Annotated in this window: 25 protein-coding genes and 1 pseudogene; 19 read left to right on the top strand and 7 right to left on the bottom strand. The window is 47.6% G+C overall.

The annotated features are described in order from the left end of the window. Positions 1 to 9: 9 nt before the first annotated feature. The 7 genes from cbiB (at position 10) to cobS (ending at position 7,572) form a co-directional block, all read left to right on the top strand. Entirely contained in the window at positions 10 to 969 is a 960-nt protein-coding gene (gene cbiB, locus PWYN_RS06045) for an adenosylcobinamide-phosphate synthase CbiB (protein ID WP_036649496.1), read from the top strand. An 11-nt stretch (positions 970 to 980) separates the two neighbouring features. Continuing rightward, positions 981 to 1,631, top strand: a complete 651-nt coding sequence (locus PWYN_RS06040; RefSeq protein WP_052087787.1) for a histidine phosphatase family protein — start codon at positions 981 to 983, stop codon at positions 1,629 to 1,631. Positions 1,632 to 1,802: 171 nt separating this feature from the next. Continuing rightward, positions 1,803 to 3,254 (top strand): aminotransferase-like domain-containing protein, encoded by a 1,452-nt coding sequence (locus PWYN_RS06035; protein ID WP_036649494.1) that lies wholly within the window; start codon positions 1,803 to 1,805, stop codon positions 3,252 to 3,254. 72 nt (positions 3,255 to 3,326) lie between these two features. Then, a complete protein-coding gene (locus PWYN_RS06030) occupies positions 3,327 to 4,520 on the top strand; it encodes an aminotransferase class I/II-fold pyridoxal phosphate-dependent enzyme (protein WP_036653383.1) in 1,194 nt (397 codons plus the stop codon). A 633-nt stretch (positions 4,521 to 5,153) separates the two neighbouring features. Further along, the gene (gene cobT / locus PWYN_RS06025; protein WP_036649491.1) at positions 5,154 to 6,221 is read left to right on the top strand and encodes a nicotinate-nucleotide--dimethylbenzimidazole phosphoribosyltransferase; all 1,068 of its coding nucleotides are present in this window, start codon (positions 5,154 to 5,156) and stop codon (positions 6,219 to 6,221) included. Next, a complete protein-coding gene (gene cobU / locus PWYN_RS06020; RefSeq protein WP_036649490.1) occupies positions 6,218 to 6,766 on the top strand; it encodes a bifunctional adenosylcobinamide kinase/adenosylcobinamide-phosphate guanylyltransferase in 549 nt (182 codons plus the stop codon). Before cobT ends, cobU begins: the two co-directional genes overlap by 4 nt. Further along, a complete protein-coding gene (cobS, locus tag PWYN_RS06015; protein WP_036649487.1) occupies positions 6,763 to 7,572 on the top strand; it encodes an adenosylcobinamide-GDP ribazoletransferase in 810 nt (269 codons plus the stop codon). Before cobU ends, cobS begins: the two co-directional genes overlap by 4 nt. A 117-nt stretch (positions 7,573 to 7,689) precedes the next feature. Here cobS and PWYN_RS06010 read toward each other — a convergent pair whose 3' ends face one another. The 3 genes from PWYN_RS06010 to PWYN_RS06000 all read right to left on the bottom strand — a co-directional run bounded on the left by PWYN_RS06010 (position 7,690) and on the right by PWYN_RS06000 (position 11,556). Then, the gene (locus tag PWYN_RS06010; protein WP_036649484.1) at positions 7,690 to 9,378 is read right to left on the bottom strand and encodes a methyl-accepting chemotaxis protein; all 1,689 of its coding nucleotides are present in this window, start codon (positions 9,376 to 9,378) and stop codon (positions 7,690 to 7,692) included. Between the two features lie 318 nt (positions 9,379 to 9,696). Continuing rightward, positions 9,697 to 10,791: a M24 family metallopeptidase gene (locus tag PWYN_RS06005; protein ID WP_036649482.1), complete on the bottom strand. Its 1,095-nt coding sequence runs from the start codon at positions 10,789 to 10,791 to the stop codon at positions 9,697 to 9,699. Between the two features lie 99 nt (positions 10,792 to 10,890). Then, positions 10,891 to 11,556 (bottom strand): RNA polymerase sigma factor, encoded by a 666-nt coding sequence (locus tag PWYN_RS06000; RefSeq protein ID WP_052087786.1) that lies wholly within the window; start codon positions 11,554 to 11,556, stop codon positions 10,891 to 10,893. A gap of 184 nt (positions 11,557 to 11,740) precedes the next feature. Between PWYN_RS06000 and PWYN_RS05995 the strand changes: the two genes are divergently transcribed. Further along, the gene (locus PWYN_RS05995; protein ID WP_036649480.1) at positions 11,741 to 12,322 is read left to right on the top strand and encodes an ATP-dependent Clp protease proteolytic subunit; all 582 of its coding nucleotides are present in this window, start codon (positions 11,741 to 11,743) and stop codon (positions 12,320 to 12,322) included. Between the two features lie 18 nt (positions 12,323 to 12,340). Next, the gene (locus tag PWYN_RS05990) at positions 12,341 to 12,547 is read left to right on the top strand and encodes a hypothetical protein (RefSeq protein WP_036649478.1); all 207 of its coding nucleotides are present in this window, start codon (positions 12,341 to 12,343) and stop codon (positions 12,545 to 12,547) included. A gap of 109 nt (positions 12,548 to 12,656) precedes the next feature. On the opposite strand, the pseudogene PWYN_RS05985 reads toward PWYN_RS05990, so the two are convergent. Beyond that, positions 12,657 to 13,643 (bottom strand): annotated as a pseudogene (locus PWYN_RS05985) (transposase); the annotation flags it as partial. 14 nt (positions 13,644 to 13,657) lie between these two features. Between PWYN_RS05985 and PWYN_RS29570 the strand changes: the two are divergent. The 7 genes from PWYN_RS29570 to PWYN_RS05955 all read left to right on the top strand — a co-directional run bounded on the left by PWYN_RS29570 (position 13,658) and on the right by PWYN_RS05955 (position 17,597). Next, positions 13,658 to 13,807 (top strand): hypothetical protein, encoded by a 150-nt coding sequence (locus PWYN_RS29570; protein WP_169744084.1) that lies wholly within the window; start codon positions 13,658 to 13,660, stop codon positions 13,805 to 13,807. A gap of 310 nt (positions 13,808 to 14,117) precedes the next feature. Beyond that, a complete protein-coding gene (locus PWYN_RS05980; RefSeq protein ID WP_036649476.1) occupies positions 14,118 to 14,960 on the top strand; it encodes an SDR family oxidoreductase in 843 nt (280 codons plus the stop codon). Between the two features lie 108 nt (positions 14,961 to 15,068). Next, on the top strand, positions 15,069 to 15,572 hold the full coding sequence (locus PWYN_RS05975) for a GNAT family N-acetyltransferase (protein ID WP_036649473.1): 504 nt from the start codon (positions 15,069 to 15,071) through the stop codon (positions 15,570 to 15,572). Between the two features lie 29 nt (positions 15,573 to 15,601). Continuing rightward, positions 15,602 to 15,862: a YqkE family protein gene (locus PWYN_RS05970; protein ID WP_036649472.1), complete on the top strand. Its 261-nt coding sequence runs from the start codon at positions 15,602 to 15,604 to the stop codon at positions 15,860 to 15,862. 19 nt (positions 15,863 to 15,881) lie between these two features. Continuing rightward, complete coding sequence (locus PWYN_RS05965) at positions 15,882 to 16,388, top strand: metallophosphoesterase family protein (RefSeq protein ID WP_036649469.1); 507 nt, start codon at positions 15,882 to 15,884, stop codon at positions 16,386 to 16,388. A gap of 18 nt (positions 16,389 to 16,406) precedes the next feature. Further along, positions 16,407 to 16,868, top strand: a complete 462-nt coding sequence (locus tag PWYN_RS05960; protein ID WP_036649466.1) for a GNAT family N-acetyltransferase — start codon at positions 16,407 to 16,409, stop codon at positions 16,866 to 16,868. Positions 16,869 to 16,886: 18 nt separating this feature from the next. After that, a complete protein-coding gene (locus tag PWYN_RS05955) occupies positions 16,887 to 17,597 on the top strand; it encodes an HAD family hydrolase (RefSeq protein WP_036649464.1) in 711 nt (236 codons plus the stop codon). 353 nt (positions 17,598 to 17,950) lie between these two features. Here PWYN_RS05955 and PWYN_RS05950 read toward each other — a convergent pair whose 3' ends face one another. Beyond that, a complete protein-coding gene (locus PWYN_RS05950) occupies positions 17,951 to 19,072 on the bottom strand; it encodes an FAD:protein FMN transferase (RefSeq protein WP_036649461.1) in 1,122 nt (373 codons plus the stop codon). A 158-nt stretch (positions 19,073 to 19,230) separates the two neighbouring features. Further along, positions 19,231 to 20,163 carry a glycosyltransferase family 2 protein gene (locus PWYN_RS05945; protein WP_036649460.1) on the bottom strand — a complete coding sequence of 311 codons (933 nt, stop codon included), beginning with the start codon at positions 20,161 to 20,163 and terminating at the stop codon, positions 19,231 to 19,233. A 236-nt stretch (positions 20,164 to 20,399) separates the two neighbouring features. Here PWYN_RS05945 and PWYN_RS05940 point away from each other — a divergent pair, with 236 nt between their 5' ends. Together PWYN_RS05940 and PWYN_RS05935 are read left to right on the top strand one after the other, a co-directional pair. After that, complete coding sequence (locus PWYN_RS05940; RefSeq protein WP_036649458.1) at positions 20,400 to 21,716, top strand: glycosyltransferase family 4 protein; 1,317 nt, start codon at positions 20,400 to 20,402, stop codon at positions 21,714 to 21,716. 93 nt (positions 21,717 to 21,809) lie between these two features. After that, a complete protein-coding gene (locus PWYN_RS05935) occupies positions 21,810 to 22,124 on the top strand; it encodes a hypothetical protein (RefSeq protein WP_157261093.1) in 315 nt (104 codons plus the stop codon). Between the two features lie 56 nt (positions 22,125 to 22,180). Here PWYN_RS05935 and PWYN_RS05930 read toward each other — a convergent pair whose 3' ends face one another. After that, entirely contained in the window at positions 22,181 to 23,356 is a 1,176-nt protein-coding gene (locus PWYN_RS05930; RefSeq protein ID WP_036649452.1) for an MFS transporter, read from the bottom strand. 188 nt (positions 23,357 to 23,544) lie between these two features. Between PWYN_RS05930 and PWYN_RS05925 the strand changes: the two genes are divergently transcribed. Further along, the gene (locus tag PWYN_RS05925; RefSeq protein ID WP_036649450.1) at positions 23,545 to 24,267 is read left to right on the top strand and encodes a DsbA family oxidoreductase; all 723 of its coding nucleotides are present in this window, start codon (positions 23,545 to 23,547) and stop codon (positions 24,265 to 24,267) included. The last annotated feature ends 26 nt before the right edge of the window (positions 24,268 to 24,293 follow it).

Below are 24,293 nucleotides of genomic sequence, written 5' to 3'. Positions count from 1 at the left end.
TGAGAAGCTGTGATATTCGCCTTGATTTTGCTGGCGGCCTATGGAATTGACCGAATGATAGGCGACCCGCGTAACCTACCCCATCCGGTCATAGGGATGGGCAAAGCTATTACGGTTGTTGAGCGGATCATTCGCCGCTTCGTCTCCCGGCCGCGAAGTCTACGGACAGCGGGAATCCTGCTTCCGCTAACGGTCGCGGGCGGTGCTTGGGTACTAACATCGATACTGCTATGGCTGCTGTCTTTGGTTTCACCTTGGCTCATGTGGGCAGCCGAGGCCTGGTTGATCTCTACAACGATTGCCTCCAAAGGCTTAAAGGATGCCGGGATGGCAGTCTATACGGAGCTGAGTAAGGGAGATTTACCAGCTGCCCGCCGAGCTGTGGGGATGATTGTAGGCCGCGATACTACGCAGTTGGACAGCCCGGAGATTGTTCGAGGTACGGTGGAGACGGTAGCGGAAAATATTGTGGATGCTGTCACTTCGCCGTTGTTCTACGCTCTCTTTGGCGGGGCACCGCTAGCGATGGCCTACCGAGCGGTGAATACGCTTGATTCGATGGTTGGCTACAAGAATGATAAGTATCGTGATTTAGGTTGGGCATCCGCCCGCCTGGATGATGTTGCTAACCTGATTCCAGCACGAATTACGGCGCTGCTGCTCGTATTATGTTCCCGGCTTCTGCGGTACGATTGGGTTAGATCCCTCCGAACGATAAGGAGGGATGCCCGTCTTCATCCCAGCCCTAACAGTGGTTATCCAGAGTCTGCCGTAGCAGGAGCTCTTGGTATCCGTCTTGGAGGCGAGAATGTGTATCACGGTGTAAGTTCCTTCCGAGCCTACATGGGTGATCCGACACGCCCCCTAGAGCCGGAGGATATTATCCGTACCTCACGCATGATGCTGCTCTGCTCCTCAGTATTTGTTGGTTTGTGCGCAGCCATAGCGTGGATAGGATTCGGAGGTTGATTACAAATATTATGAAACCTAACATGCTTGAACTGGTACTTCTCCGTCATGGAAGCACCCAATGGAATGTAGAGCGACGTTATTTGGGTCATACAGATCTTCCGTTGCTCCCTAGCAGTATGGAGCAATTCGCACAGCAAGAAGGGAATTCCGAAGGGTTGGAAGACTTTTGGCGCGTATATAGCAGTGACTTAACCAGATGCCGCCAGACTCTAGCCTGCATAATGCCTGCTCTTAGGGAGGTGGCAGTCTACGACAATCGGCTGCGTGAAATGAACTTCGGGGATTGGGAAGGCCTAACTTATGATCAGTTGAAGATTAGTAGCCTATATCGAAGCTGGTTGGATGATCCCGAGGCGGTTACGCCGCCAAACGGTGAGTCGTGGAAGAAGTTCGAAGAACGAGTAGACAACTTTCTATTGGAGCTTGTTCAAGCCGCAGAAGAGGAGAGCGTAACATCAACATTCACTCAGCCATGCTTTCGGCGAGTCCTTATTGTGACGCACGGTGGTGTCATCCGCCAACTTTTGGCGAGAACCCAACCCGGTCTCACGTTCCGGGACGCTCCTGCTCCGCAGCCGGGGACTGTAACGGTGATAAAGCTTACAGGCTGTAACGGACAGTGGGCTGCTGAGGGATATGCTCGGAGTGAAGTGTTTTGAAGCTAACCATATTAAAGGGAATTCTAGGATTCTACTGAACTTGTGTTCACTTATCCATTAACAATAATAGGTAACTCTCCCTAAGAACCACAGCCGGATGAAATATCCGAGGCGGTGGTTCTTTTTTTACGTGACGGTCTGTGCCATGATAGCTGTGGGGGCGATGTTCTAATGTTTAAAGATTTCAAGCTCGTAGCCGGGCGTCCGGTCTATATCCAAGTGAAGGATTACTTGAAGAATCTTATAGTAAAGGGTGCCTTGCAGGACAATCAGAAGCTCCCCTCAACACGAGAGCTCGCCACACTGTTAAAGGTTAGTCGTAATTCGGTCATTTCTGCTTACGCGGGTCTAGAGGATGACGGCTTCGCCTATACAGTTCAAGGACAAGGGAGTTATGCAGTCTCTACTTCACCCGGCAGCGAAGCTGCTTCTTCCTGGAACATCGATTGGAAATCCCGAATGAACGGGCATGCGCGGTTGGCCGAGGAGCTAGATATTATGAAGCGCGGCATCCGTGCGGAAAAGGGTACCATTTCCTTCACCAGCATTGCACCCGACGAGAGCCTTTTCGACTTGGATAATGTAAAGAGGGCCTTTCTGGACCGTATGTCAGTGGAGGGAAACATTCTGCTTAACTACGGTTATGCCAAAGGGTATAAGCCTCTGATAGAGTACTTGCAGCAATATATGGAGCATAAAGGCGTGAATATGAAGGGTAAGGATATTTTAATTACCAACGGATTTACGGAGGGTTTTAATCTGGTATTGTCTGCGTTAAGCCGGAAGAACGGCAAGGTCATATGCGAGAATCCGACTCACCAGACTGCGATTAAGAATCTTAAGCTTCATGGCTTCGGGATAACAGGAATCCCCATGGAACGAGACGGCATTCATTTAGGGCAGCTAGAAAAAGCGTTATCGGAAGACACTTACGATTGCGCCTACTTTGTCCCTTCTTATCATAATCCGACCGGGATTGTAATGTCCCCTGAGAAAAGACAAGGGCTTATGAAGCTGATGAATCAATACGGAGTACCGGTTATAGAGGACGGCTTCAACGAGGAGTTACGCTATTCAGGATCGCATGTAGCTCCGTTAATTGCAACGGCAGGCGGGGGCAACAGTGTCGTATATCTTGGCAGCTTCTCCAAGGTTCTTTTTCCCGGACTGCGTATAGGGTGGATTCTGGCCGATCAGGAACTAATTTATTATCTGGAAAGCATCAAGCGGGCCCAGAATATTCATACCTCAACATTGGATCAATCGATTCTTTATCAATATTTGTACAATGGGAATTTGGAAAAATACCTCAAAAGAGCCCGTTCGGAGTACAAACGGAAATATGAGTTAACTTTGCAATGCTGTAAAGAGTATGTGCCCTTTACGACCTTGTCAGGGGACGGAGGGCTGCATCTTTTTGTTACTTTTGCTCAGGGCTTTAATGTACGGGTGTTGCTGGAGGCTTGCCGCGAGCAGGGGGTTATTTTTACAGCGGGGGATATCTTCTTCACAGATGGCGGGGGGCAGCATACGATGCGGCTTGGCTTCTCCAGAGTGTCTGACGAGGATATCCGCAAGGGAATCGCGTGTATTGGCAGGGTTGCACGGCAATTAATGGGATGAGAGGTGCTAATCATGAAAGCAGGCGTTCGGAGTGGTCTAATTACAGAGGAAGTCTATCAAGGGGGCGAGGGCATGCTGAGTGATCGGATTTCCCCGCGTGTGCGGGAGATACCCTCATCAGGGATCCGGGCTTTTTTTGAACTCAGTTCCGGTAATGAAAATGTGATTTCACTAGGGGTAGGCGAACCTGATTTTGTAACGCCGGAACATGTCAGAGCGGCATGTATTCGTGCGCTGAACAACGGTGAGACGGGGTATACCCCGAACGCAGGCTTAATCGAGTTGAGGGAAGAAATCGCCCGATATCTGCACAATAGCTTTCATCTCCGCTATGAGCCTGCCCATGAGGTTATGGTTACGGTAGGAAGCAGTGAGGCTGTGGATTTGGCTCTCCGGGCCTTTATATCTCCCGGTGATGAGGTAATTATTCCAGCTCCAAGTTACATTGCTTATTCTCCGATCACCCATTTGAACGGGGGCGTTATTGTTGAAGTCGAAGCGGGTGCGAGGGAGGGATTCAAGCTTACGGCAAAGGCTTTACAGAAGGCCATTACTCCACGCTCCAAGATTCTGATGATGAACTTTCCGAACAACCCGACAGGTGCGGTGATGACCTACGAAGACTGGCTGCCGATTGCGGAGATTGTCAAAGCTAACAATCTGATCGTCATCTCGGATGAAGTATATGCTGAACTTACTTACAACCATACGCATATCAGCATAGCTTCCCTGCCAGGGATGAAGGAGCGTACGATTGTTATTAGCGGTTTTTCAAAAGCCTTTGCTATGACCGGCTGGAGAATCGGCTATGCCTGCGGCAATCGGGAGCTGCTGGCAGCGATGCTGAAAATTCATCAATATACGGCGATGTGCGCACCGATTCTGGGTCAAATTGCTGGGATTGAATCCTTAAGGAACGGCCTCCCGGAGAAGGATGAGATGAAGGCTAGCTATAATCAGCGGAGAGCTTTTTTTATAAATGGGTTGAGGGAGATTGGACTGCCCTGCCATGAACCTCAGGGTGCCTTTTATGCTTTTCCTTCTATCGCTGGAACCGGCCTGAGTTCTGAAGAATTCAGCTTGCAACTGCTCAATAAAGCGGGAGTGGCTGCTGTACCGGGCCATGTGTTCGGAGCGGGAGGCGAAGGATATATCCGCTGCTGCTATGCCGTTTCTCAACAGAAATTAACCGAAGCGCTGGATAGAATCGAACGTTTCATGAGGGTGCTACCGGCGAGAAGAATGACCTCAGTAAGTAATCTATAATTTAGAATAATGTGAGGGCCTGCTGGTGGGGTGGATGTATGATGAAGGATGAGGATGAAGGGTACAGGATGATTCCAATGAGGTGATGTGAATTGTGCTATGCGGCTGCTTTCACTTCTTTAATGGGAAGAACTCCCTCTAATTCAAGAAATAAAACACTTTAATAAGATTTAGACGGAAAAATCCCCTCTATATTCACTAAACTTCTCTATAAACGCTCAGAATGGAGTAATAACTCAATATTAGATGGAGAAAATCCCTCTAAATCTTCTCCTGTGAGTCTAAGCGTCAAAATAATGGGAAAAATTCCAGCTAATTTGGTCATATCGCTTGAGCATGCAAATGTAAGAGTAGTAGTTTAGTTAGGTTAGTTAGAGTAGTTAGAGTAACAAAAGTAGTAAGAGTTAATAAGATAAATATAATTGTAAGCTGTATGCATTTCACCTATAATCCTTAATAGAAGAAACTGGAATTAGGCACCTTCCATAGTGCTGGTTCCGACTCCGCTAAGGGAAAGGTGAACTATAACCTGTATGCCCCCTCTTCTTAGAGTGGGGTATTTCCTATTGGCTGGTGGCTCATAAATTACCCCAGTATTATCCCAATACTACTTAAAAATCAGGAGGAATTGCTATGCAATCAGCTATTCATGAAATAACGGGTCGAATTACGGCTCCCGACGAGAAATCCTCACTTCAAGCGGTTCTTCATCTTAATAACCTTACGAAACCGCCGGGAAGTCTAGGGCGGCTGGAAGCTCTTGCTGTCCAGCTTGCGGGTATTTCGTCTACCGTAAAACCATCCTATACTAAGCGGACAGTGGTAGTAATGGCTGCCGATCACGGGGTGTGCAGTGAGGGAGTCAGCGCTTTTCCGCAGGAGGTAACGTTGCAGATGGCGTTTAATTTTCTGACCGGTGGAGCCGCAGTGAACGTATTGGCCCGTCAGGGCAATGCCGAAGTACAGTTTGTTGATATCGGCATCAACGGTGAACTGAGTCACCCTGATCTTATCGCTCGGAAGGTTCGAATGGGCACAGATAATATGGCTGTTGGACCGGCAATGAGTCGGGATGAAGCGCTTCAGGCTTTACTGGTCGGTGTGCAGGTAGCCGAGGAAGCGGTACAGAATGGGACGGACCTGTTCATCACCGGTGAGATGGGGATTGGGAATACCACAGCGAGCGCGGCGATTCTATGTGCCTTTGAAAATGTATCTCCTGAGCTGGCTGTCGGTAGGGGAACGGGCATTGATGATGCCCAGCTGCGTAACAAAATCAGAGTTGTGAACCAAGCGATACATATTAATCAGCCCAATGCTGCTGATCCGCTCGATGTGTTATCCAAGGTGGGAGGATTGGAGATTGCAGGATTGGCTGGTGTCATTCTGGGCGCCGCCGCCAACCGTGTGCCGGTTGTGCTTGACGGGTTCATCTCCGGGGCAGCAGCACTGGTAGCGCGGGCATTAGCACCTGAATCTATCAGTTATATGATCTCATCCCACGTCTCTGGAGAGCAAGGGCACCGCTTGATGCTGCAGCGACTAGGACTTGAACCGTTGCTGGATTTGGGATTGCGGTTGGGTGAGGGAACCGGAGGGGCTCTGTGTCTGCATTTAATAGATGCCGTATCCCATATCATGAACGAAATGGCGACTTTTGAAAGTGCGGGAGTATCCGGGGCGGAGATTGGAAATCAATGAGATTCCTAGTAACAGGGGGTGCTCGCAGCGGGAAGAGCAGTTTTGCCGAGCGGTTGACGATGTCACTAGCGGTTAAGGCTCTATATATCGCGACGGCTCAAGCTTTTGATCAGGAGATGAAGGAACGGATTGCTCTGCACCAGCAGCAGCGTTCGGATGCGGAATATCCTTGGGAGACGGTTGAGGAGCCTTATGATTTGCCGGGACTTCTGGATCGGCTTTCAGGGAATAAAGCGGTACTCGTGGACTGTCTTACCCTTTGGTTGTCCAATGTTCTTTTATCTGTTGAAAGTGATGAGAATAGACAGGAAGTTATTGAGCAGGAAATAACTCGTCTGGAGCATAGTGTGATGTCCTTTACGGGACCACTTATTATGGTCACTAATGAAGTAGGGAACGGGATTGTACCCGAATATGCACTGGGCCGGCTCTACCGGGATCTGGCAGGGCGTTTGAACCAGCGTATTGCCCGTCAATCCGACCAGGTATTTCTGGTTACAGCCGGAATCGCGATAGAACTAAAGAGCAGGGAGTACTTGATATGAGGGAGCGAAGGGATGCCGCAGCGGCGGCTTTTCAATTTTTATCGCGTTTTCCGGTACGAAGCCAGCCCGGATTCTCCCCTGAGTTGTTGAAACGCAGTGTTGTTTATTATCCGCTGGTGGGTGCAGCGATTGGTCTTTGTACTGCTGGGGGTGCTGCAGCCGCTGCACTTCTGCTGCCGCCTTTGCCCGCTGCGGTGATCACCCTCATTCTATGGGTGGGTCTCACCGGAGGTCTGCACCTTGACGGTTGGATGGACAGTGCTGATGCGCTGCTCAGCTATCGTCCGAGGGAGCGTATGCTGGAAATTATGAAGGACAGCCGGGTAGGGGCAATGGGCGTACTGGCCTGTGTGCTACTGCTCCTGCTGAAGGTATCGCTGCTGGCCGCCCTACTGGAAGGCAGCTCTTGGTTCGAGCTGCCGCTGCTGCTGCTCCCGTTGATCTGGAGCCGCTGGTTCATGGTGCGGGCGATGAGCCGCTGGCCGCTCGCCCGCGCCGGGGAAGGCCTGGCCGGCAGCTTCGCCGGCCTGCCGCCCCTGCACGAGAAGCGCGCGCTGCTCAGCGCCGCGCTTCTCTCGCTTGCCGCCTGTGCGCTGCCTGCGCTCGGCGGCACAGCAGCCTGGCCGCTCCCGCTGGCGGCCGTGCTGCTGCTTCCGGGTGCCGCATGGATCTGCGGCACCCTGGCTGCGCGCCGGGTCTGCAGCCGGCTCGGCGGGCTCACCGGCGACATATATGGCGCGCTGAACGAGCTGCTGGAAGCTGTGCTGTTGCTGTTGCTCGTGCTGCTTCAGCATAATATCCAGTAGCACATGGAAGACCACAAAAAAAGGGCTATTCCTAGGAGTCTGAATCAGACCCTTAAGAAATAGCCCTTTTGTATTTTGCATTTTGCATTTTGTATTTTGTATTTTGTATCTTGTATCCTAGATCTTAAACTTTAATACCGCTTCCTGCAGCTTAACGGCTTGTTCATGCAGATGGTCAACGGTTTGTGCATGACCCTCCAGCTCGGCTTGCTGACGGGCATAGTTCTCTGTTAGTGTACCTGCACTCGCTTGAGACTTGGAGGTAATTTGAGCAGTTTCCTCTACAGAAGCACTTACCTCTTCCGTACCTGCGGAGATTTCTTGAGTAGCAGCGGATACAGATTGAACGCTGTTGCTAATACTGTGAATAAGGACCAGCAGATGATTGAATGCATCACCAGCTTCTCTTACTTTACCTACACCTGAAGCAACCTCAGAGTTCAGATGATTCATTTCTGCAGCAGAACGGTTCATATCTTCCTGCAGACCTAGCAGGAATTCACTGATTTGCTCGGTAGCGTTCCGAGACTGTTCAGACAGCTTACGAACCTCACCCGCTACAACGGCAAAGCCGCGTCCGTGTTCCCCGGCGCGGGCTGCTTCAATGGAAGCATTTAAGGACAGCATTTGAATCTGTTTCGTAATTTCTGCTATACCTTGTACAACCTCGCCGATCTTCTGTGAGCGCTCGTTCATCACCCTGAATTGCGCTACCCCTTGTTCAGAAGCCAGCTCGACTTGACGCATTTGTACTACCGCACTTTGGGCAATCACATTGCCGCCTTCCGCTTCTGAAGAGGCTTCATTCGTTTGTTCAGTGACTTCACCGGCAGCGGAGGCAATATGTTGAATACCTAAATTAATCTCTTCCATCGCACGGGAATTATCAAGTGCGCTGTTAGCGATCGCACGGCTCCCCGTACCAATTTCCTCTACAGATAATGAAGAACGGTCAGCCATATCGTTCAGGACATCCACACGCTCCATCAAATCATTCGAGTCGGAAACTACAGTTTCTGAGGTATTCAGAACCTGCCCGATCATCTCTTTGAGATGCTGAGTCATAGCTTGGAAGCTTTCCGAGAGCTGCCCAACCTCATCTTTTCCTTTAATCGTTAGTTCTTCTGTGAAATCACCTTCAGCCAGACGATTACTGTAAGCAGCAAGCTGCGATAACGGTTTGGTAATCCGTCGGCTCATATACATGGCGGAGGATAAGCCTATGATCATGGACAGCAGCGTAATGCCGGCGCTTGTCCAAAGAATGCTGTCCATTTTTTCTTTAATAAAGCTAACATCCGCACTAACACCCATTACAAGCGTGCTGCCCGGTATTCCTGTAAACGATGTTTTATGTACGCCATGACTATCATTATAAATGGTACTTAGACCGTTTTTACCTTTGGAAGCCTGTTCCATGGCCGGCAGGACTTGAATGGATTCCTTAGCTTTCAGCTTTGAGCCGTGGTCAGCGGTGATAACGGTCGCTTTGCCATCCTTCAAATCTGCGAGGAAAATGGTTTCCAGATCGTATTGCTTTCTCTTGTCCTTAAAATAAAACTCAATATTCATCACGGCCGACTCACTATTATTGCTGGCTTGCTGAGCAAATGTAGTGTTGAGATTCTTATTGATATCCTGAGCAGAGGATGTCAGCAATTTGTCGATCTGCGGCACCACATAGCTGTCAAACGTACTGATGGATATAAAGTAAAAGCTGATACTTAACAACAGTGACGAGAGTAAAAGAACAATAAACAATAAACGTGTGAACCTTCCACTTATGGAATGCCTGATCCGAAACATAACTTTTCTCTCCTTTTCTGTAGCGGCGCATTTATCTTATGTCAAAATAGACGACACGATTGATAACTATTCTATAGAATTAACCCGCGGTTGAATAGGGAGATATGTAGCATTTTATTGAAAATTTCAGAAAAATCATGTTTATGAGGAATATATTCTTGTTTTTTCAATCAATCTTACATTCAATGAGAGGATTATGGGTACGAGTTAGCGTGTGGAATCTTTATCAGGTTATTTCATTTCATATGAACAACCAAACGTCGGATCAAGGCGTGTTCCTTGATCCGACGTTTGGGGAAATTCCGGGCTATGACTCCATTATAGATGGAGTATTGTGAGTTCTTTCGGGAAGCTGGTGAGTGTCTGCGGGCCGTCCTCAGTTACAAGCACATCGTCCTCGATACGCACACCGCCAAGTCCCGGTACATAGATACCCGGTTCAACGGTAAATACATTGCCATTCTCTATTATGTCTTCATTCAGACCATGAAGAGAAGGGTATTCGTGGGTGTCCATACCGAGTCCGTGACCGACACGATGCATGAAGTAGGGACCGAAGCCTGCCGATTCGATTACTTCCCGCGCCGCGTGGTCCACGGATCCGTACGTGGCTCCCGTCTTGGAAGCGGCGATACCTGCTTCATTCGCAGCCAGCACCGTATTATAGATAGTGACCAGCTTGCTGTCAGCTTCTTCCACAGCAAAGGTGCGGGTAATATCCGAAGCATAACCTCCGGCATATACACCAAGGTCGAACATGATGAAATCACCCGGCTGTATGATACGGCTGCCCGGCACACCGTGGGGGAGAGCTGTATTTGGACCCGAGAGGACCATCGTGTCAAAGGAAGGACCGGAAGCGCCAACCTTTTTCATCAGATATTCCAGCTCAGCTACAAGCTCAATCTCACTGACCCCTGTTGCAACATGTTTCAGACCGCGGCGAAGGACTTCCTCTACAAGCTCAGCGGCATGCTTCATTTTGTTTACTTCTTCGGATGTCTTTTTGGCTCGCATACTGCGCAGCAGGGGACCGATATCGCTGATAGTACCCACGGGTACGGCTGCATTTAGTAGCTCGTAACGGGCTAAGGAGAAATGTTCTTTCTCGATGCCTAGCGTACCCAGCTTTGATTGGCTAAGTTGTTTGGAGAGAAGTTCATAGGGATTATCCGTATCACTGTGGGTCAGAATCTTTGAAACGGAAGAAGCCGATTGAGCCGCCTCTTCATCCAGTGCCGGAACGATCAGCACAGGCTCCTCTCCACGTACGAGCAGTAGTCCTAGAAAACGTTCATGCGGGTTGCTGGCGAAGCCGGTTAAATAATAAACATGCTTAGGATCTGTTACAAGCATAGCGTCAAGTCCGTTGCCCGCCATTCCCTGCTCCAGACTTTTAAGAGCATCATTCATTGGTATATATTCCCCTTTCTCCTTCACGCTGAAAATCACAATGGTTACATTATAAATCATAATGTAGCAGAGTGCATCGGAGTTCTCGGGGCTTTTGATCTAAGCTGCCATTCTAACCTCAGCGCGAATGCGGATTTTTTCGATATCATTCTGAAGAGCAAGCTCCAACAACGTAGAAAGCTGCCCCTTTTCATAAGAGAGGGCAAGTGCCTTTAAGTAAGCCCTGAACCCTTCGTCTTCAGAGAGGGAAGGACCATCCGTCACAAACTCTTCCCTGACCGATTGCATCGCCTGACGTGCCCGGAACAAAGCCGCTTTAACAGCACCCTCCGTAGTTTTTAGCCTCTCAGACGTCTCCATTGCAGAGAACCCCAGTACATCACGCATCAGGAAAACGGTTCTTTGCAGCGGAGGCAAATGCTTGATTAAAGCCTGCATAACGATTTCGGTTTCAAAAGAGTTGCTGTCAGGTGCGGCTGTCGCCTTGGACTTTACACGCTCTAGAACTCTGTAAAATATAGCTTTTCTCCGTGTTCCATCGATCCAAGTGTTTTTGGCAATACGAAGCAGCATGGCTTCTGGATTTGTATTCCCCGGCATCTTCAAGACCTCCAACGCCTTTACCCAAGTATCCTGAGCCAAATCTTCAGCCTCCCAAGCGGAGTGGGTCAGGGACAGGCAGTATCGGTTTAAGGCTGTCTGTAACGACCGTAAGCTATTATCATCCAACCTAATGCCGGGTCTATTGTCGTCAAGGATAATCATAAGCGCATATCCCTTTCTATATTTGGAATGGTTTTCTGCTGCTACCTTATATATAAACGAATAAAGCGTGGTTAAAGATACGCTCTTTTGTAAAATAAATACCTGTGGCAGTTTACGTATCCTTTCTGATTTCGTATTCGTTTACAGGTTATCAATACAAGGCCACTTAAGGAGGTTATAAAATATGAGCTTTATTCCCTATGTGATTGAACAGACGAGTCAAGGTGAGCGTTCTTATGACATCTATTCCAGACTGCTGAAGGACCGGATTGTATTCGTAGGGGCTGCCATCGATGATGTATTGGCGAACAGTATTATTGCCCAGTTGTTGTTCCTTGCCGCAGAGGACCCTGATAAAGAAATCCACATGTATATCAACAGCCCGGGAGGTTCTACTACAGCCGGCTTCGGCATCTATGATACAATGCAGATTATTAAGCCGCAGGTGAATACCATCTGCACAGGTTTTGCAGCCTCCTTTGCCTCACTTCTGCTGTTGGCAGGAGCGACCGGTAAGCGCAGTGCGCTGCCTAACAGTGAGATCATGATCCATCAACCGCATGGAGGTGCACAGGGTCAGGCCAGCGATATTGCCATCAGTGCCAAGCGTATTTTGCAGGTTAGGGAAAAGGTGGTCCAAATCACAGCGGAACGAACGAGTCAGCTTCCGGAAAAGGTGCAGAAAGACATGGATCGGGATTACTTCATGTCCCCTCAGGAAGCGCTGGAATATGGCATTATCGATAAAATTATTACAAAATTGTAGACAGAGGAGCGGGTAGATATGCTGTCAGCATTAGTGGGAAAAGAGGTATCGGTTAATTTTCTAGATGGATTTAGCGCTAAGGGTGGCATTTTGGAAGAGATGGATGAGAAGTTTGTTAAGTATCGTACCGATTTTCAGGTGCTGTACATTCCAATTACATCTATACGAGCCATAACCCTTGATACGAAAGAACGGGAACGTCCGCGCGTAGGCTTTGGACAATAGATTTTGTTGAAAACGGAGGAGGCTATCCCATAAGTAGATTTTTACGAGCGGAGAAAGAACCTCTTCATTTTCAAAATCGCAAAAAGTCAACAGAGCAGCGATTCTCCTGTTATTGGAGGATCGCTGCTCTGCGTCTTTGGTCATTTGCAGCTTGCTTTAATAGATTGTGGGCAAGGGAAAGCCACCCGACTTCAAGCGTCACTTTTTCCAAGCCGCGAAGCAGAAACCGCCGGAAGCCCCGGTTATTCTTCAGTTGTCCAAACACACTTTCCGGTTCTGTCATTCGACGTACGGCCAAAGCGTAGCCTTCCTCGCTTTGCAAGATTGCCCGAGCTTGCTTCTGGTACCGCAGTCGTTCCAGACTTACAACCACTTCCCGATTTCCTGTTGCCTTAGTACAGCGTTCCTTCAGCGGGCAACCGTCGCAACTTAAGCTGCGGTAATGACGTTTTCCAATTTCATATCCACTCTCCAAGAGCTCCTTACTTTCCTTGCGGAAATGCAGCGTTTGTCCGGTGGGGCATATCCACGTATCTTTGGCTTTGTCATAGGTCCAGTTCTCAATCTTTCCGACATTCTCTTTCCATGCTTTGCTCTTTTCTTTAGGGTAGCTGCCGTATTTCACTACCGCCGGAATCTCTTCCTTTTTCAGATAGGCGTAGTTTTCTTCACTGCCGTAGCCTGTATCCGCAACTACCGTCCCAGGAAGTTTTCCTAGGATCTGCCTTGCCTTTTCCAGGTGCGGCTGTAAACAACGGGTATCGGTAGGTCTTGGGTGTAGGCTGTAGGCCAAAATAAATTGGTTTTCGGTTCCAATCTGTACATTGTAACCCGGTTTGAGTTGACCATTCCGCATGTGGTCTTCCTTCATCCGCATGAAGGTCGCGTCCGGGTCGGTCTTGCTAAAGCTGTTCCGGTCGCCAAGCAGTATTTGGTACTGCTCATACTTCAGTAGCCTAGGCAGCAAATCCTTGCGAATCTTCCGAACGGCTTTTTTCAGGGGCTTGTCTTTGGGTTTTTCCAATAGCTGGGCTTCAAGCTTCTGCGCTGCTAGTTCGAGTTTCTCGCTGTTCCACTCAGAAGACTCCCCGAGTTCAAGTGGTATATTGAATGTACAAAGAAATCGCTCCTTTTGAATGGTTGGGTGGTACCTCCATTTTACCAAAAGGGCGATTTCTTTTTGTGATTTTAAAGAAGATTGTAGAAACTTTTTCTGCTCAAAGCAGCGGAGAGGACGGACTGATTGCGGAAAAGCGATAGCGGTCGCCTTGGTCTCCGGATTTTTACCGCTAAGGGAAATAAATAAAATCTGGAGAGCACAGCGATTGGAGCAACGGTCTGTTCGCGGAGCGTCCACACCACGTACACAAGTCAATCCGACTCAAAAACAGCGGGGCGGTCCCAAGCAGCCATTTCATGGCTTATGGGACAGCCCCTACTTTGCTGTTTACTTAACTTAATGTTTTCTACATACTGCTAAATGTTGTAACATGATCTTAGAATATATGATCATAAAAGGCCAGCGCTACTAAGAAATTGGACCGATTATGTCTAGAGAGTGGGTTTCCTTATGAAGGGGAAAATCGTGATTGTAACCGGAGGCAACTCCGGGATGGGGCTAGCTACGACGGTAGATCTGGCACGCAGGGGTGCTACAGTAATAATGGCTTGCCGCAGTCGTAAGCGTGGAGAAGAAGCACTAGCTCAGGCCAGGCAGCAGAGCGGAAGCGGAGATATCGAACTGATGCTTTGTGATCTGGCGTCCTTAGAGAGCATCCGCAGCTTCGTGAAGGAATTCACGGACAACTATAGTGTGCTGGATATCCTTATCAATAATGCCGGGGTTGTCTCCGTCAAACGCCAGCTTACAGCAGACGGCTTCGAGTTGGATCTGGGTGTTAATCATTTGGGTCACTTTCTACTGACCAATCTACTGCTTGAACCCCTGACAAGAGCTGAACAAGGGCGAATTGTAGTAGTGGCCTCCGGCGCGTACAAGATTGGAGCCCTTCATTATAAGGATCCGACTCTTTCCCGCGGCTATAATCCAGCTAAGGCCTATGCAAGGTCCAAGTTGGCGAATATTCTGTTTACCAAAGAGCTGGCGGTCCGACTGAAAGGGACGGGTGTCACCGTAAATTGCGTGCATCCGGGGGCGGTGGGTACCAATATCGGTGTGAATCGAGAAACGGGTTTTGGACAATCTGTCTTGAAGTTGCTGTCCTTTTTCTTTTTAACACCCGCGCAGGGAGCAGATACGGCGATTTACCTGGCTACCGCACCCGAGCTTGCTGAAGTAACGGGTCAGTATTTTTACCGGCGTAAAGTTAAGGAGCTGTCTGCCAGAGCAGAGAACATGCAGGAGGCAGGACGGCTGTGGAGTTGGAGCGAAGAACAGGTTGGACTAGAGTGATGCAGATTGCATTTGACTGACCGGCAACAATGAATTAACTTGGACAATAGAATAATGCTCCGCAGATGTTTATCTAAATCGCGGTCGGCTGATGGAGGAATAGAGGTTATGGAGTGGCAGCATAGTAGTATTGAAGACGCAGCATTGGAAGATTTAACGGCAATTGTAGATATTTATAACTCTACCATAGCAGGTCGGGTAGTAACTGCAGATCTGGAACCCATTAGTGTGAAGGACAGAGAGAACTGGTATCATGAGCACAATAGCCATCATCGGCCGTTATGGGTATTGAAGATGGACGGGGAAATCGCAGCGTGGCTTAGTTTTCAGTCGTTCTATGGCAGACCTGCCTATAACGGGACTGCAGAGATCAGTATTTATGTAAGTGAGAATTTCCGTGGTAGCGGAGCCGGCAGCATCCTGTTAAGCAAGGCGCTGGAGGAAAGCCCGCGGCTTGGTCTGAAGAATCTTGTGGGCTTTGTATTCGGACATAACGAACCTAGCTTGCGGCTGCTGCAAAAGTTCGGTTTTACCCAATGGGGAGTGCTGCCCGGGGTAGCCGAACTGGATGGTATCGAGCGTGATCTGGTCATTATCGGCCGTAAATTATAATACAATACCAGGCCAAGGAGGAATGAATCGTGGCTAAAAAGAAGAAAACACCAAGTGCACCTCGAACCCCTGCTGCTGAGGGTCCGGCTACATTGAAAGATTTGCTGAGCAGCGAAGTTCTGGGCAAGCTTAAGGCACAGAGTGACGAATTGAAGGCAGAGGAGAACAACCGCAAAGAGCTCGCTCGCAAAGCCGTAGAGGATAAGCGGATAGCAGAGCAGAAGCGGCTGGAGAATGATTTTGAACATCTATTGAAGAATAGCAGTCAGGATTGGCATAAGTACAAATAAGCAGTGAGGAGCTGACGTCTTGAGAGTAGGAGTCGTATCGGATACACACATGACGAGAATGTCGAAAGCCCTGCCGCAGGCACTTACGGAGGAATTCCGGAAGGTTGATCTAATTCTGCATCTAGGTGATTGGGTGGACATGGAAATTTATGAACAGCTGGCAATGTTAGCTCCGGTAGAAGGGATTGCCGGGAACAATGACGGACAGGAAATCATACAACGGTTTGGGGAACGCAAAATCATTCAGCTTGACGGACTGCGTATAGGAATGGTCCACGGGCATACCCCGTACTCTGGTAAGGGAACCGATGGGAATGCCTTGAAGGCTTTTTCCGATGAACAGGTGGATTGCATCTTATTTGGACACTCTCATCAGCCTTTAATGAGGAACGAGAAGGGAATCCTATTGTTCAACCCAGGCTCACCCACTGATAAACGGCGTGAGAAGCTGTATTCTTTTGGATTAATGGATATAGAGAATAGGCAAATCAGTGCCCGTCATGTCTTTTACGATTCCAAAAAATAATAAAGTGAGGCCTAACCGATGCAGAGATTTCAAATTGAACGCGTAAGTCTGGAGAATATAGAGCTGGTCGTTCCGCTTTTTGACGAATACCGGGTATTTTATGGTCAACCATCCGATACTGAGGCTGCGCGAGATTTTCTGTCAGCACGGCTGAATTTGAACGAAAGTACTATTTTTATAGCAGTGGAAGAAAATTCAGAGGGTAAACGTGCTGCAGGCTTCACACAGCTCTATCCGTCATTCTCTTCCGTATCTATGCAGCGTGTATGGATACTCAACGACCTGTTTGTAACAACTTCGTCGCGCGGCAACGGTGTCGGATCTCTACTGTTGGAAGCTGCCCGCGAATGGGCGGTGACGACGGGAGCCAAAGGCTTATCTCTGGCAACCATGACAGAAAATACGGGTGCACAGCGTCTATATGAAGCAAGCGGATACGTGAGAGATTGTGATTTTTACAGTTATAATCTTTACTTTTAAGGATAAAGGGGCAACTACGTGCAAAAGACTACTAAGCTGGCTATTTTTTTTGATTTGGATGATACCCTTTACAATCATTTGGTGCCCTTTCGAGACGGGGTGCGGGAAGTGCTGGGGCTTACCGAGAATGCTGTGAACATAGCGGATTTATTTCATAGAGTAAGGCATCATAGCGATTTGCTCTGGCCTAAATATTTGCAGGGAGAGCTTGAACTTGAGGAAACGCGGCTACTGCGGATGGAGCTGGCTTTTGCCGAGTTTGGATTGGATTTAAATCGGGAGATGGCAGCAGAGGTACAGGCTGCTTACATCGACCGTCAATATAAAATCAAGCTGATAGACGGAGTACTTCCACAGCTACAGAGATTCATTTCCGGCGGTCATACGGTAGGGATTATTACCAACGGCCCGGAAGATCACCAAATGAAGAAAATTCGCGCCTTGGGTGTAGATAAGCTTATTCCCGAAGACCGGATCTTTATCTCTGATGCTGTTGGGATTGCCAAACCGGACCCGGAAATCTTTGCTTACGTTAACAGGAAGACAGAAACTACGCCTGAGCATTGCCTGTATATTGGGGATACCTGGGGCAACGATGTGGTTGGGGCTCTGGAGGCAGGCTGGAAGGTGTGTTGGTACAACCCTAGAGACAGACAGCCGCTTACAGACCATGTGCCAAGTTATACCTTTACCACCTATGATGAGTTCAAGGAACTTCCTATTTTATAAACTAAATAATCACACTATATATGGGCAAATCAAAAAGTCTATCCCTACCCTTTACAGGGCTTTGGGATAGACTTTTTTGCTATATAAGCTGAACAAAAGAAAATAACAAAAAGCGAAAAGGAACGAAAGAGAAGTTTGGAACTGTAGGAGCGATAGCGACCGCCCGAAAGCTTTCCGTAGGAAAGCTCGCTTCGAAAGCATAAGCTGTATCCGGATTTCAACCGCGAAAAGCGGGTTAATTCAAAGAAATCTGGATACAACAGCGGCCGAAAGTCCAAATCTTCACGGTAGTGACACCTGAGCCTTAGGTTAATATCTTAAGTTCATCTTATTATTCCAAGGTTTGTTATAAATTAATTACCAAAACTATACGTAGGATCGGTTAGCTGCAACCTCTCTCTAATTCCCGATGTAGCGTAAATCTTGTTGTCATCCGTAATGAAGAAAGCCTCGATTGCTTCAGGAAGTGACTCGAGATATTTCATACCTTCTTCCAGACCCATTAGGAAAACACCCGTAGACAAGGCATCCGCATCCGTAGCATTAGGACTCATAATCGTGATACTTTTCAGTCCGTTCTGTGACGGGAAGCCTGTACGCGGATCAAGAATATGGTGGTAACGAACCTCATCCTGAATGAAAAAGCGTTCATAAACACCGGAAGCATCGATAACCTCATCGCTGACTTTGATGGTTCCCAGCTGGGTTCCGCGGCTTTGATCCGGATCTTGGAGTCCAATATTCCACGGGGCGCCGTCTGGTTTAGTACCGAGGGCAATAATACTGCTGCCGCCTAGGTTAATCATGGCACTGTCCAAGCCTTCAGCCTTCAAATAGTCAGCTACCCGGTCAGCTGCATATCCTTTGCCGATCCCGCCTAAATCAAGCACCATGCCTTCTTGCGTCAGTTTTACAGTCTTGGCAGCTTCATCAATAATCACATTTTTATAGTTAGTGAGAGCTTTGGTTTTATCAATGTCAGCTTGCGGAGGAACTTTCTCGCCACCGCTTCCGATATTCCAAAGATCCACAAGAGGACCAATGGTCGGATCGAACAGTCCATTCATTTCCTCTGCATACTTCAGGGATTGCTTAACCACATCCAGAGTATCGTCAGAGACAACAACCGCTTCTTTACCGGCCGCCTGATTCACGGCATACACCTCGCCACCTTCTTTGGTACGGCTAAGCGCAATGTCCAATCTCTCCAGCAAATGAAGGATATCATCCATATTTTTCTGCGCTACGGTGTCACCAAAAACTTTAATATTAACCACCGTATCGTAAATGTAGAACGTCTGGGACATCGATCTCGTTCCGCCGTCTGTGGATACCTGCGTAACATTCTGCCCATCATTCGAGGCTTGTGTATTCTCATTTTCCTTGTTGTTAAGAAGCATCCAAGCACCGACTGCTACTGCAATGATGATCACGATAGCGGCTAGAATAAGCGTCGTTTTTTTGTTCTTAAACATGTTTCACCATCCATAAAGTTAGTTTCTGATCACATCATTACTATCATACCCCAGATGAGGATAAGCTGGATACTCCTATTCATGAAAATTTGGACAATAAAAATCCGCTCCTGAAGTTCGGAGCGGATCTGTAAAGTACAAATAGGATAGGGATTTTACTAGTCCAGCATATACTCGTTATATTTATTTTTCCGCGGATTGAGGACGAATAGAATGCCGGAAATATACCCCTTTACGGCATTGAAGTTCTGCTTCAATGTTTCTTTTACAGTTAAGTATGTCAATGTCCATAGCAGTGCGGCGTAGTTCTTTATAGGAGCCTTGCGTAAATTGAGTAAATAATAATGATTAACAGCGGTGGCCCGGGCAACTCGTCCAGCTTTATCACGGGAGCTAGGAGATTCATGGTGAGTGATTTTCATATTGGGATTAATCACAAGCTTCCCGTAATGGCTCGCCAGATGACACATATAAATATCATCAGCAACGGCATAACTGGTCATCCATGGGTAGGGTTTCATATCCTGAAGAGCTGAGCGTCGGAACGACATGTTGCAGCCATGGAAAAAGTCAGTCTCGAAGATGTCCTTGGTTTCTCCCCATAAAAGCAGGGATCCTGCGAGCGTACTCGCCGATAGCCTGCCTGGAGAGCTGGACATTTGGCAAGTTAACCTGCCGAGCAGCTTGCCCGTAGAACTGCTGGTAAGGCCTTTAGCGATACCGCCAACTCCGACAATGGCAGGATCCATCGCATAGGTCTCCAGCATATGCCGAATGTACTCCGGATCATCGAGCTCCGCATCGTCATCAAAGGTTAGCAGAATTTCTCCGTCGATCAGCCCAAGCGCTTCGTAACGGGACAACCACACGCCGGGTTTGGTTTTTCTATAGTATCGCAACTCCGCGTTCGGCAGTCCGGCAAGGATGGCCCGGTAATAGTTCAGTAAGCCTTCAGGAATATCACCATCATCAACGATAAGTAGTTCAATAGATATATTCGTAAGCTTGATCTGCTTCCCAATGGATTGTATACATAATGTGAGATCGTCAATACGATTTCGCGTTGGAATGACTATGGATAGATCATGCATGCCGCTGCCTCCCTCTATATTTTGAAGTGGTGCTACTGCCCACTCGGTTGATTGTTTTAAATACGGGTTTATGGTTGAAATATAAGGTAAAAGAACCACACTTCTTCTTGCCTTAATTTTACTCCCTCAAAAGTAGGACGTATATACCACTTTCGTTTACTTTTAATCAAGGATGCAACGTTTATAATGAAAACAAATATCCAAAATCCATCCCGTTTGAGTAAAGGAGGGTCCGTATGCACATTGGCATTTTTATGCACACCAATTACTTTGAAGACTTTTTCGTTAAAGGATTAGGTCTTAGTGAAGAGGAGTATGTAAATTCCTATCACAACGATTTTTCCTTCGATTATGCAAGACTCTTGAACAAAAGTGGAATCCGTACGACAATTTACAATTTTACGCAGAAGGGTGATCAGGTTCGGACTTACCGGCATGGGGTGGTGGATTGTACGATTAAATTTATACCGGTGAGCAAGCCTTATAAGGCTTATTGCGCCATTCCCTTTTCACATCGGACACCTATCGGGAAGTATGTCTCGCAGTATGTGTCCACGATACAGAATAATCTTGTTGATATTTTGAGGGAAGATGGAATTGACCTGATCTACGCTCAGGAATATGCTTCCGGCCGATTTGAACGCCTGGCACTTACTGCCAAGCAGCTGAATATACCAATCATTGCCGCCTATCACGGGGGCAGTATTCATAAATGGATTATGCCGATCAAAAAGCGTACGCTGCATAAAGCTTCATTTCTTACCACTCTGAATGAGGACGAACACCGCAATATGGTTGCACAATTCCCGGATATGGCAGAACGGATAAAGCTTGTGCCAAACTTCGTGAATTCAGCAATCTTTTACTTAAGGGATAAGAAAAAAGCCCGGGCTGCACTCGGACTCGATCCGGAGACCCGGTATATCATCACCGTGGGCCGTTTGTTTGAACATCAGAAAGGCCATTCCCTGTTGGTGGAGGCGGCAGAGCATCTGAAGAGGTTTCCTCGTCTTAAGATATTAATCGCCGGCGGTGGACCGGACGAGCAGAGCTTAAAAGAGTTAATCGTACAAAAGGGGTTGGAGGATAGAGTCATTTTGCTCGGCTCCATACGGGACAAGGAGACCCTGGCCAACTATTACAATGCTTCAGAATTATTCGTACTCCCATCACGTTATGAAGGATTGCCTTTGGTTATACTGGAGGCCAGCGCATGCGGACTTCCAACGGTGGCTTTTAATGTTATGGGTGTAAGAGGGCTGGTCCAAGACGGAGTAAATGGACTGCTGGTGGAAAACCTTGATCCGCTTGGCCTTGCGGCTTCTCTGCAGAAGCTGCTGGAGGATGATAAGAGCCGTGAAGCTATGGGGGAGAAAGCACAAGAAATTGTCCGCTTGAACTATTCGGAAGAGATTACGAGTGCCAAATTAATTGAACTGTTTAAGGAAAGCGTGGGCCGCGAGGCTGCGATGAGGTTGTGGCCCATAGGCGGCGTATCAGAGAGCAGCGTAATTCCGAAACTTCCTTTATTAGAGGGGCTGTCTCAAAAGTAGATGTGCGAATGAGCAACCTTTGCACTTCAAAGCTGTAAAAGCTAAAAAACCAGCCGATCTCCGAGTGTATTGGAGAAGGGCTGGTTTTCGTTTTTGATCCATAGTGGAATGCTTCAGTGGGTTGTGGTCAAGCTTTTTAAGAGGATTGTAGAAACCTTTTCTGCTGAAAGCAGCGGAGAGGACGGAACGATTGTGGAAAAGCGGCAGCGTTCGCCCGAAAGTTTTCCAAAGGAAAACTATATAGACTCTGAACTAAATAACAACCTCGAGGTGGTAGTGACGAAAGGGAATTTTGGAACTGGAAGAGCGTCAGCGGCCGCCTTTGTCTCCGGATTTCATCCGCCGACAGCGGTAAAAATAAAGAAATCTGGAGACAACAGCGGCTGGAAGTCCAAACATTCACTGTAGTAACGACCACACTCCCAACGAGTAAGTCTTTAGCAGTTTGATTTTTATTTAGTAAATTACTCGGAAGTAATGAGCACGGCCCACTTTCGTATTGGCAATACGGCTAAGGTACTGAGTATCAGACACCCGGCTACGATATAGAAGGAGTAGTATACACCAATGCTGTCATTGGCGATGCCGATTAGCAGATTCACCGCCATGGCAATCAGTGTGCCGCACATCAGAATTAACCCGGTCACATAGGAGGCACCTTCCTTAAAGGTTCCGCGGATTGTGCTCATCAGAGTAGGATAGATCAGGGAGAAGAATAGACCGGAAGCAGCGAATAGAATCAATCCGCTTTTTCCCAACGAAATTCCCATGATACACAGAACCGAAGCAATGGACCCATAAATAAGAATGCTGCGGAAATAGCCCAATTTGTCGGCAATAAAGCCACCGAAGATTCTTCCAAAGGTCATTAGGCCAAAAAATAAGGTCATATAAAGCGCCCTGCGCTCCGCATCCAGAGAGAATTCTTCACTCATATAATTAACGAACCAGTTACCGATGCCATATTCTGCAGCTACATAAAAGCCGATGGCCGCGATATAAAAGTACAGCAGCTTGTTGCGAAACAACTCCCTTTTTTTATAGCTGCCTCCTCCGGTTTGCGGCTTATAAGGAATTCGCAGCAGCAGCAAATAAATGAACAGGGCCGCACAGCAGAATAGCATAACAAGGTAAAAAGTTTGCCACTGAACCCCTTTTTTCAACAGACTTCCCGTGACCTGCTGCATCGTTGTGTTAGCGGTTCCATAGGAGAAATTAACAAAATTCATAAGTACAGCTGTTGAAGCCACTGTCATGACCGGTCCTAAAGTATTTACCCCAACATTGAACATGGCGATTCCTGAGTTTAATATCGATAGGCCTATGATAAGAACCAAGAAGGATTTACAGGTCACCAGAAGAATTAATGCGCCCATAGAAATAATGATGCCGAGTGAAATGATTTTTTTATAGCCGAATCTTTCAATTAAAATCCCGCCGATATATTGAAACAGGGCATACATAAACAGGCAGGCCGTTAGAACATAACCAATCTGCGTATTGCTAACGCCAAAATCCTCTTTAAACAGCGGAACAAAAATACCCTTAAAGTTGTCGCTCATCGCCACAATAACGTACATAAGCAGAAGCAGCAGAACAATCGGCCAGTTTTTATGTTTCTCTTGTGATTGGACCTCCATGAATATCTCTCCCTGTATACAGCAATAGTATCTATACGCTACTCGCATAAAACTACAGCATAACTAGAGAAAGATCAACGTCCAAAACTTGAAACATTTAGAGGAAATGAAATTTGTAATTTCGCTCATTTAACTATATAATAGTAAGTGACGAATATTTAGTAATTGAATAATAGGAGGCTAACTACATGAAGATAGATATTTGGTCCGATTATGCCTGTCCGTTCTGTTATATAGGTAAAAGAAGACTTGAAAATGCATTAAGCCAGTTCCCGCATCGCGATCAGGTGGAAGTTGTTTTTCGCAGCTTTCAATTAGATCCTTCGGCAAAAGTGCATGGAAACCCGAATATCCATGATATGCTTGCGGCTAAGTACGGAATGACCCGAGATAAAGCCATAGCGATGAATGAACAACTGGCGGAGCAGGCTAGAGGTGTCGGTTTGGATTTTCAATTCGACAGCATTGTGCCCACTAACACCTTCGACAGCCACCGATTAACCCACTATGCAACTAAGCAGGGGAAAGGTGCAGAAATGACGGAACGGCTGCTGCGTGCATACTTTACGGATTCGGTGAATCTTGGGGATCGGTCTGTACTGACACAGTTGGCTGGTGAGATTGGTTTAAATGAGCAAGAAACGCTCGATATGCTGGAATCGGATGCTTATGCCGATCAAGTAAACGGAGATATTGAGGAGGGACAGCGTCTGGGAGTCACAGGCGTGCCGTTCTTTGTAGTTAATAATAAATATGCGATTTCGGGTGCACAACCCGGGCCTGTATTCACGGAGGTTCTGGATACCGTATGGGCGGAGGAGCAGAAGGCTCCAGGTTTGCAGTTAGTAGGGACTGATTCTTCAAAAGCTTCTTCCGATGACGGCTGCTCGGACGGCTCTTGCGGCATTTAAATGTAATGAAAAAGGCGAAGCAGAGG

The sequence above is a fragment of the Paenibacillus wynnii genome (genome assembly GCF_000757885.1).
Lineage (GTDB): Bacteria > Bacillota > Bacilli > Paenibacillales > Paenibacillaceae > Paenibacillus_AQ > Paenibacillus_AQ wynnii.
Note: the sequence above shows the minus strand (reverse complement) of the source record. Positions and strands in the feature narration are given on the sequence as shown.

Coding starts and splice junctions, on each gene's coding strand:
- PWYN_RS05990 (WP_036649478.1), top strand. CDS start 12,341: ATGCTGTCAGCATTAGTGGGAAAAGAGGTATCGGTTAATTTTCTAGAT.
- PWYN_RS05940 (WP_036649458.1), top strand. CDS start 20,400: ATGCACATTGGCATTTTTATGCACACCAATTACTTTGAAGACTTTTTC.
- PWYN_RS06035 (WP_036649494.1), top strand. CDS start 1,803: ATGTTTAAAGATTTCAAGCTCGTAGCCGGGCGTCCGGTCTATATCCAA.
- PWYN_RS29570 (WP_169744084.1), top strand. CDS start 13,658: ATGTACAAAGAAATCGCTCCTTTTGAATGGTTGGGTGGTACCTCCATT.
- PWYN_RS06030 (WP_036653383.1), top strand. CDS start 3,327: ATGCTGAGTGATCGGATTTCCCCGCGTGTGCGGGAGATACCCTCATCA.
- PWYN_RS05975 (WP_036649473.1), top strand. CDS start 15,069: ATGGAGTGGCAGCATAGTAGTATTGAAGACGCAGCATTGGAAGATTTA.
- PWYN_RS05995 (WP_036649480.1), top strand. CDS start 11,741: ATGAGCTTTATTCCCTATGTGATTGAACAGACGAGTCAAGGTGAGCGT.
- PWYN_RS06000 (WP_052087786.1), bottom strand. CDS start 11,556: ATGATTATCCTTGACGACAATAGACCCGGCATTAGGTTGGATGATAAT.
- PWYN_RS05950 (WP_036649461.1), bottom strand. CDS start 19,072: ATGTTTAAGAACAAAAAAACGACGCTTATTCTAGCCGCTATCGTGATC.
- PWYN_RS05980 (WP_036649476.1), top strand. CDS start 14,118: ATGAAGGGGAAAATCGTGATTGTAACCGGAGGCAACTCCGGGATGGGG.
- PWYN_RS05960 (WP_036649466.1), top strand. CDS start 16,407: ATGCAGAGATTTCAAATTGAACGCGTAAGTCTGGAGAATATAGAGCTG.
- PWYN_RS06010 (WP_036649484.1), bottom strand. CDS start 9,378: ATGTTTCGGATCAGGCATTCCATAAGTGGAAGGTTCACACGTTTATTG.
- cobT (WP_036649491.1), top strand. CDS start 5,154: ATGCAATCAGCTATTCATGAAATAACGGGTCGAATTACGGCTCCCGAC.
- PWYN_RS06005 (WP_036649482.1), bottom strand. CDS start 10,791: ATGAATGATGCTCTTAAAAGTCTGGAGCAGGGAATGGCGGGCAACGGA.
- cobS (WP_036649487.1), top strand. CDS start 6,763: ATGAGGGAGCGAAGGGATGCCGCAGCGGCGGCTTTTCAATTTTTATCG.
- PWYN_RS05930 (WP_036649452.1), bottom strand. CDS start 23,356: ATGGAGGTCCAATCACAAGAGAAACATAAAAACTGGCCGATTGTTCTG.
- PWYN_RS05925 (WP_036649450.1), top strand. CDS start 23,545: ATGAAGATAGATATTTGGTCCGATTATGCCTGTCCGTTCTGTTATATA.
- PWYN_RS06040 (WP_052087787.1), top strand. CDS start 981: ATGAAACCTAACATGCTTGAACTGGTACTTCTCCGTCATGGAAGCACC.
- cobU (WP_036649490.1), top strand. CDS start 6,218: ATGAGATTCCTAGTAACAGGGGGTGCTCGCAGCGGGAAGAGCAGTTTT.
- PWYN_RS05945 (WP_036649460.1), bottom strand. CDS start 20,163: ATGCATGATCTATCCATAGTCATTCCAACGCGAAATCGTATTGACGAT.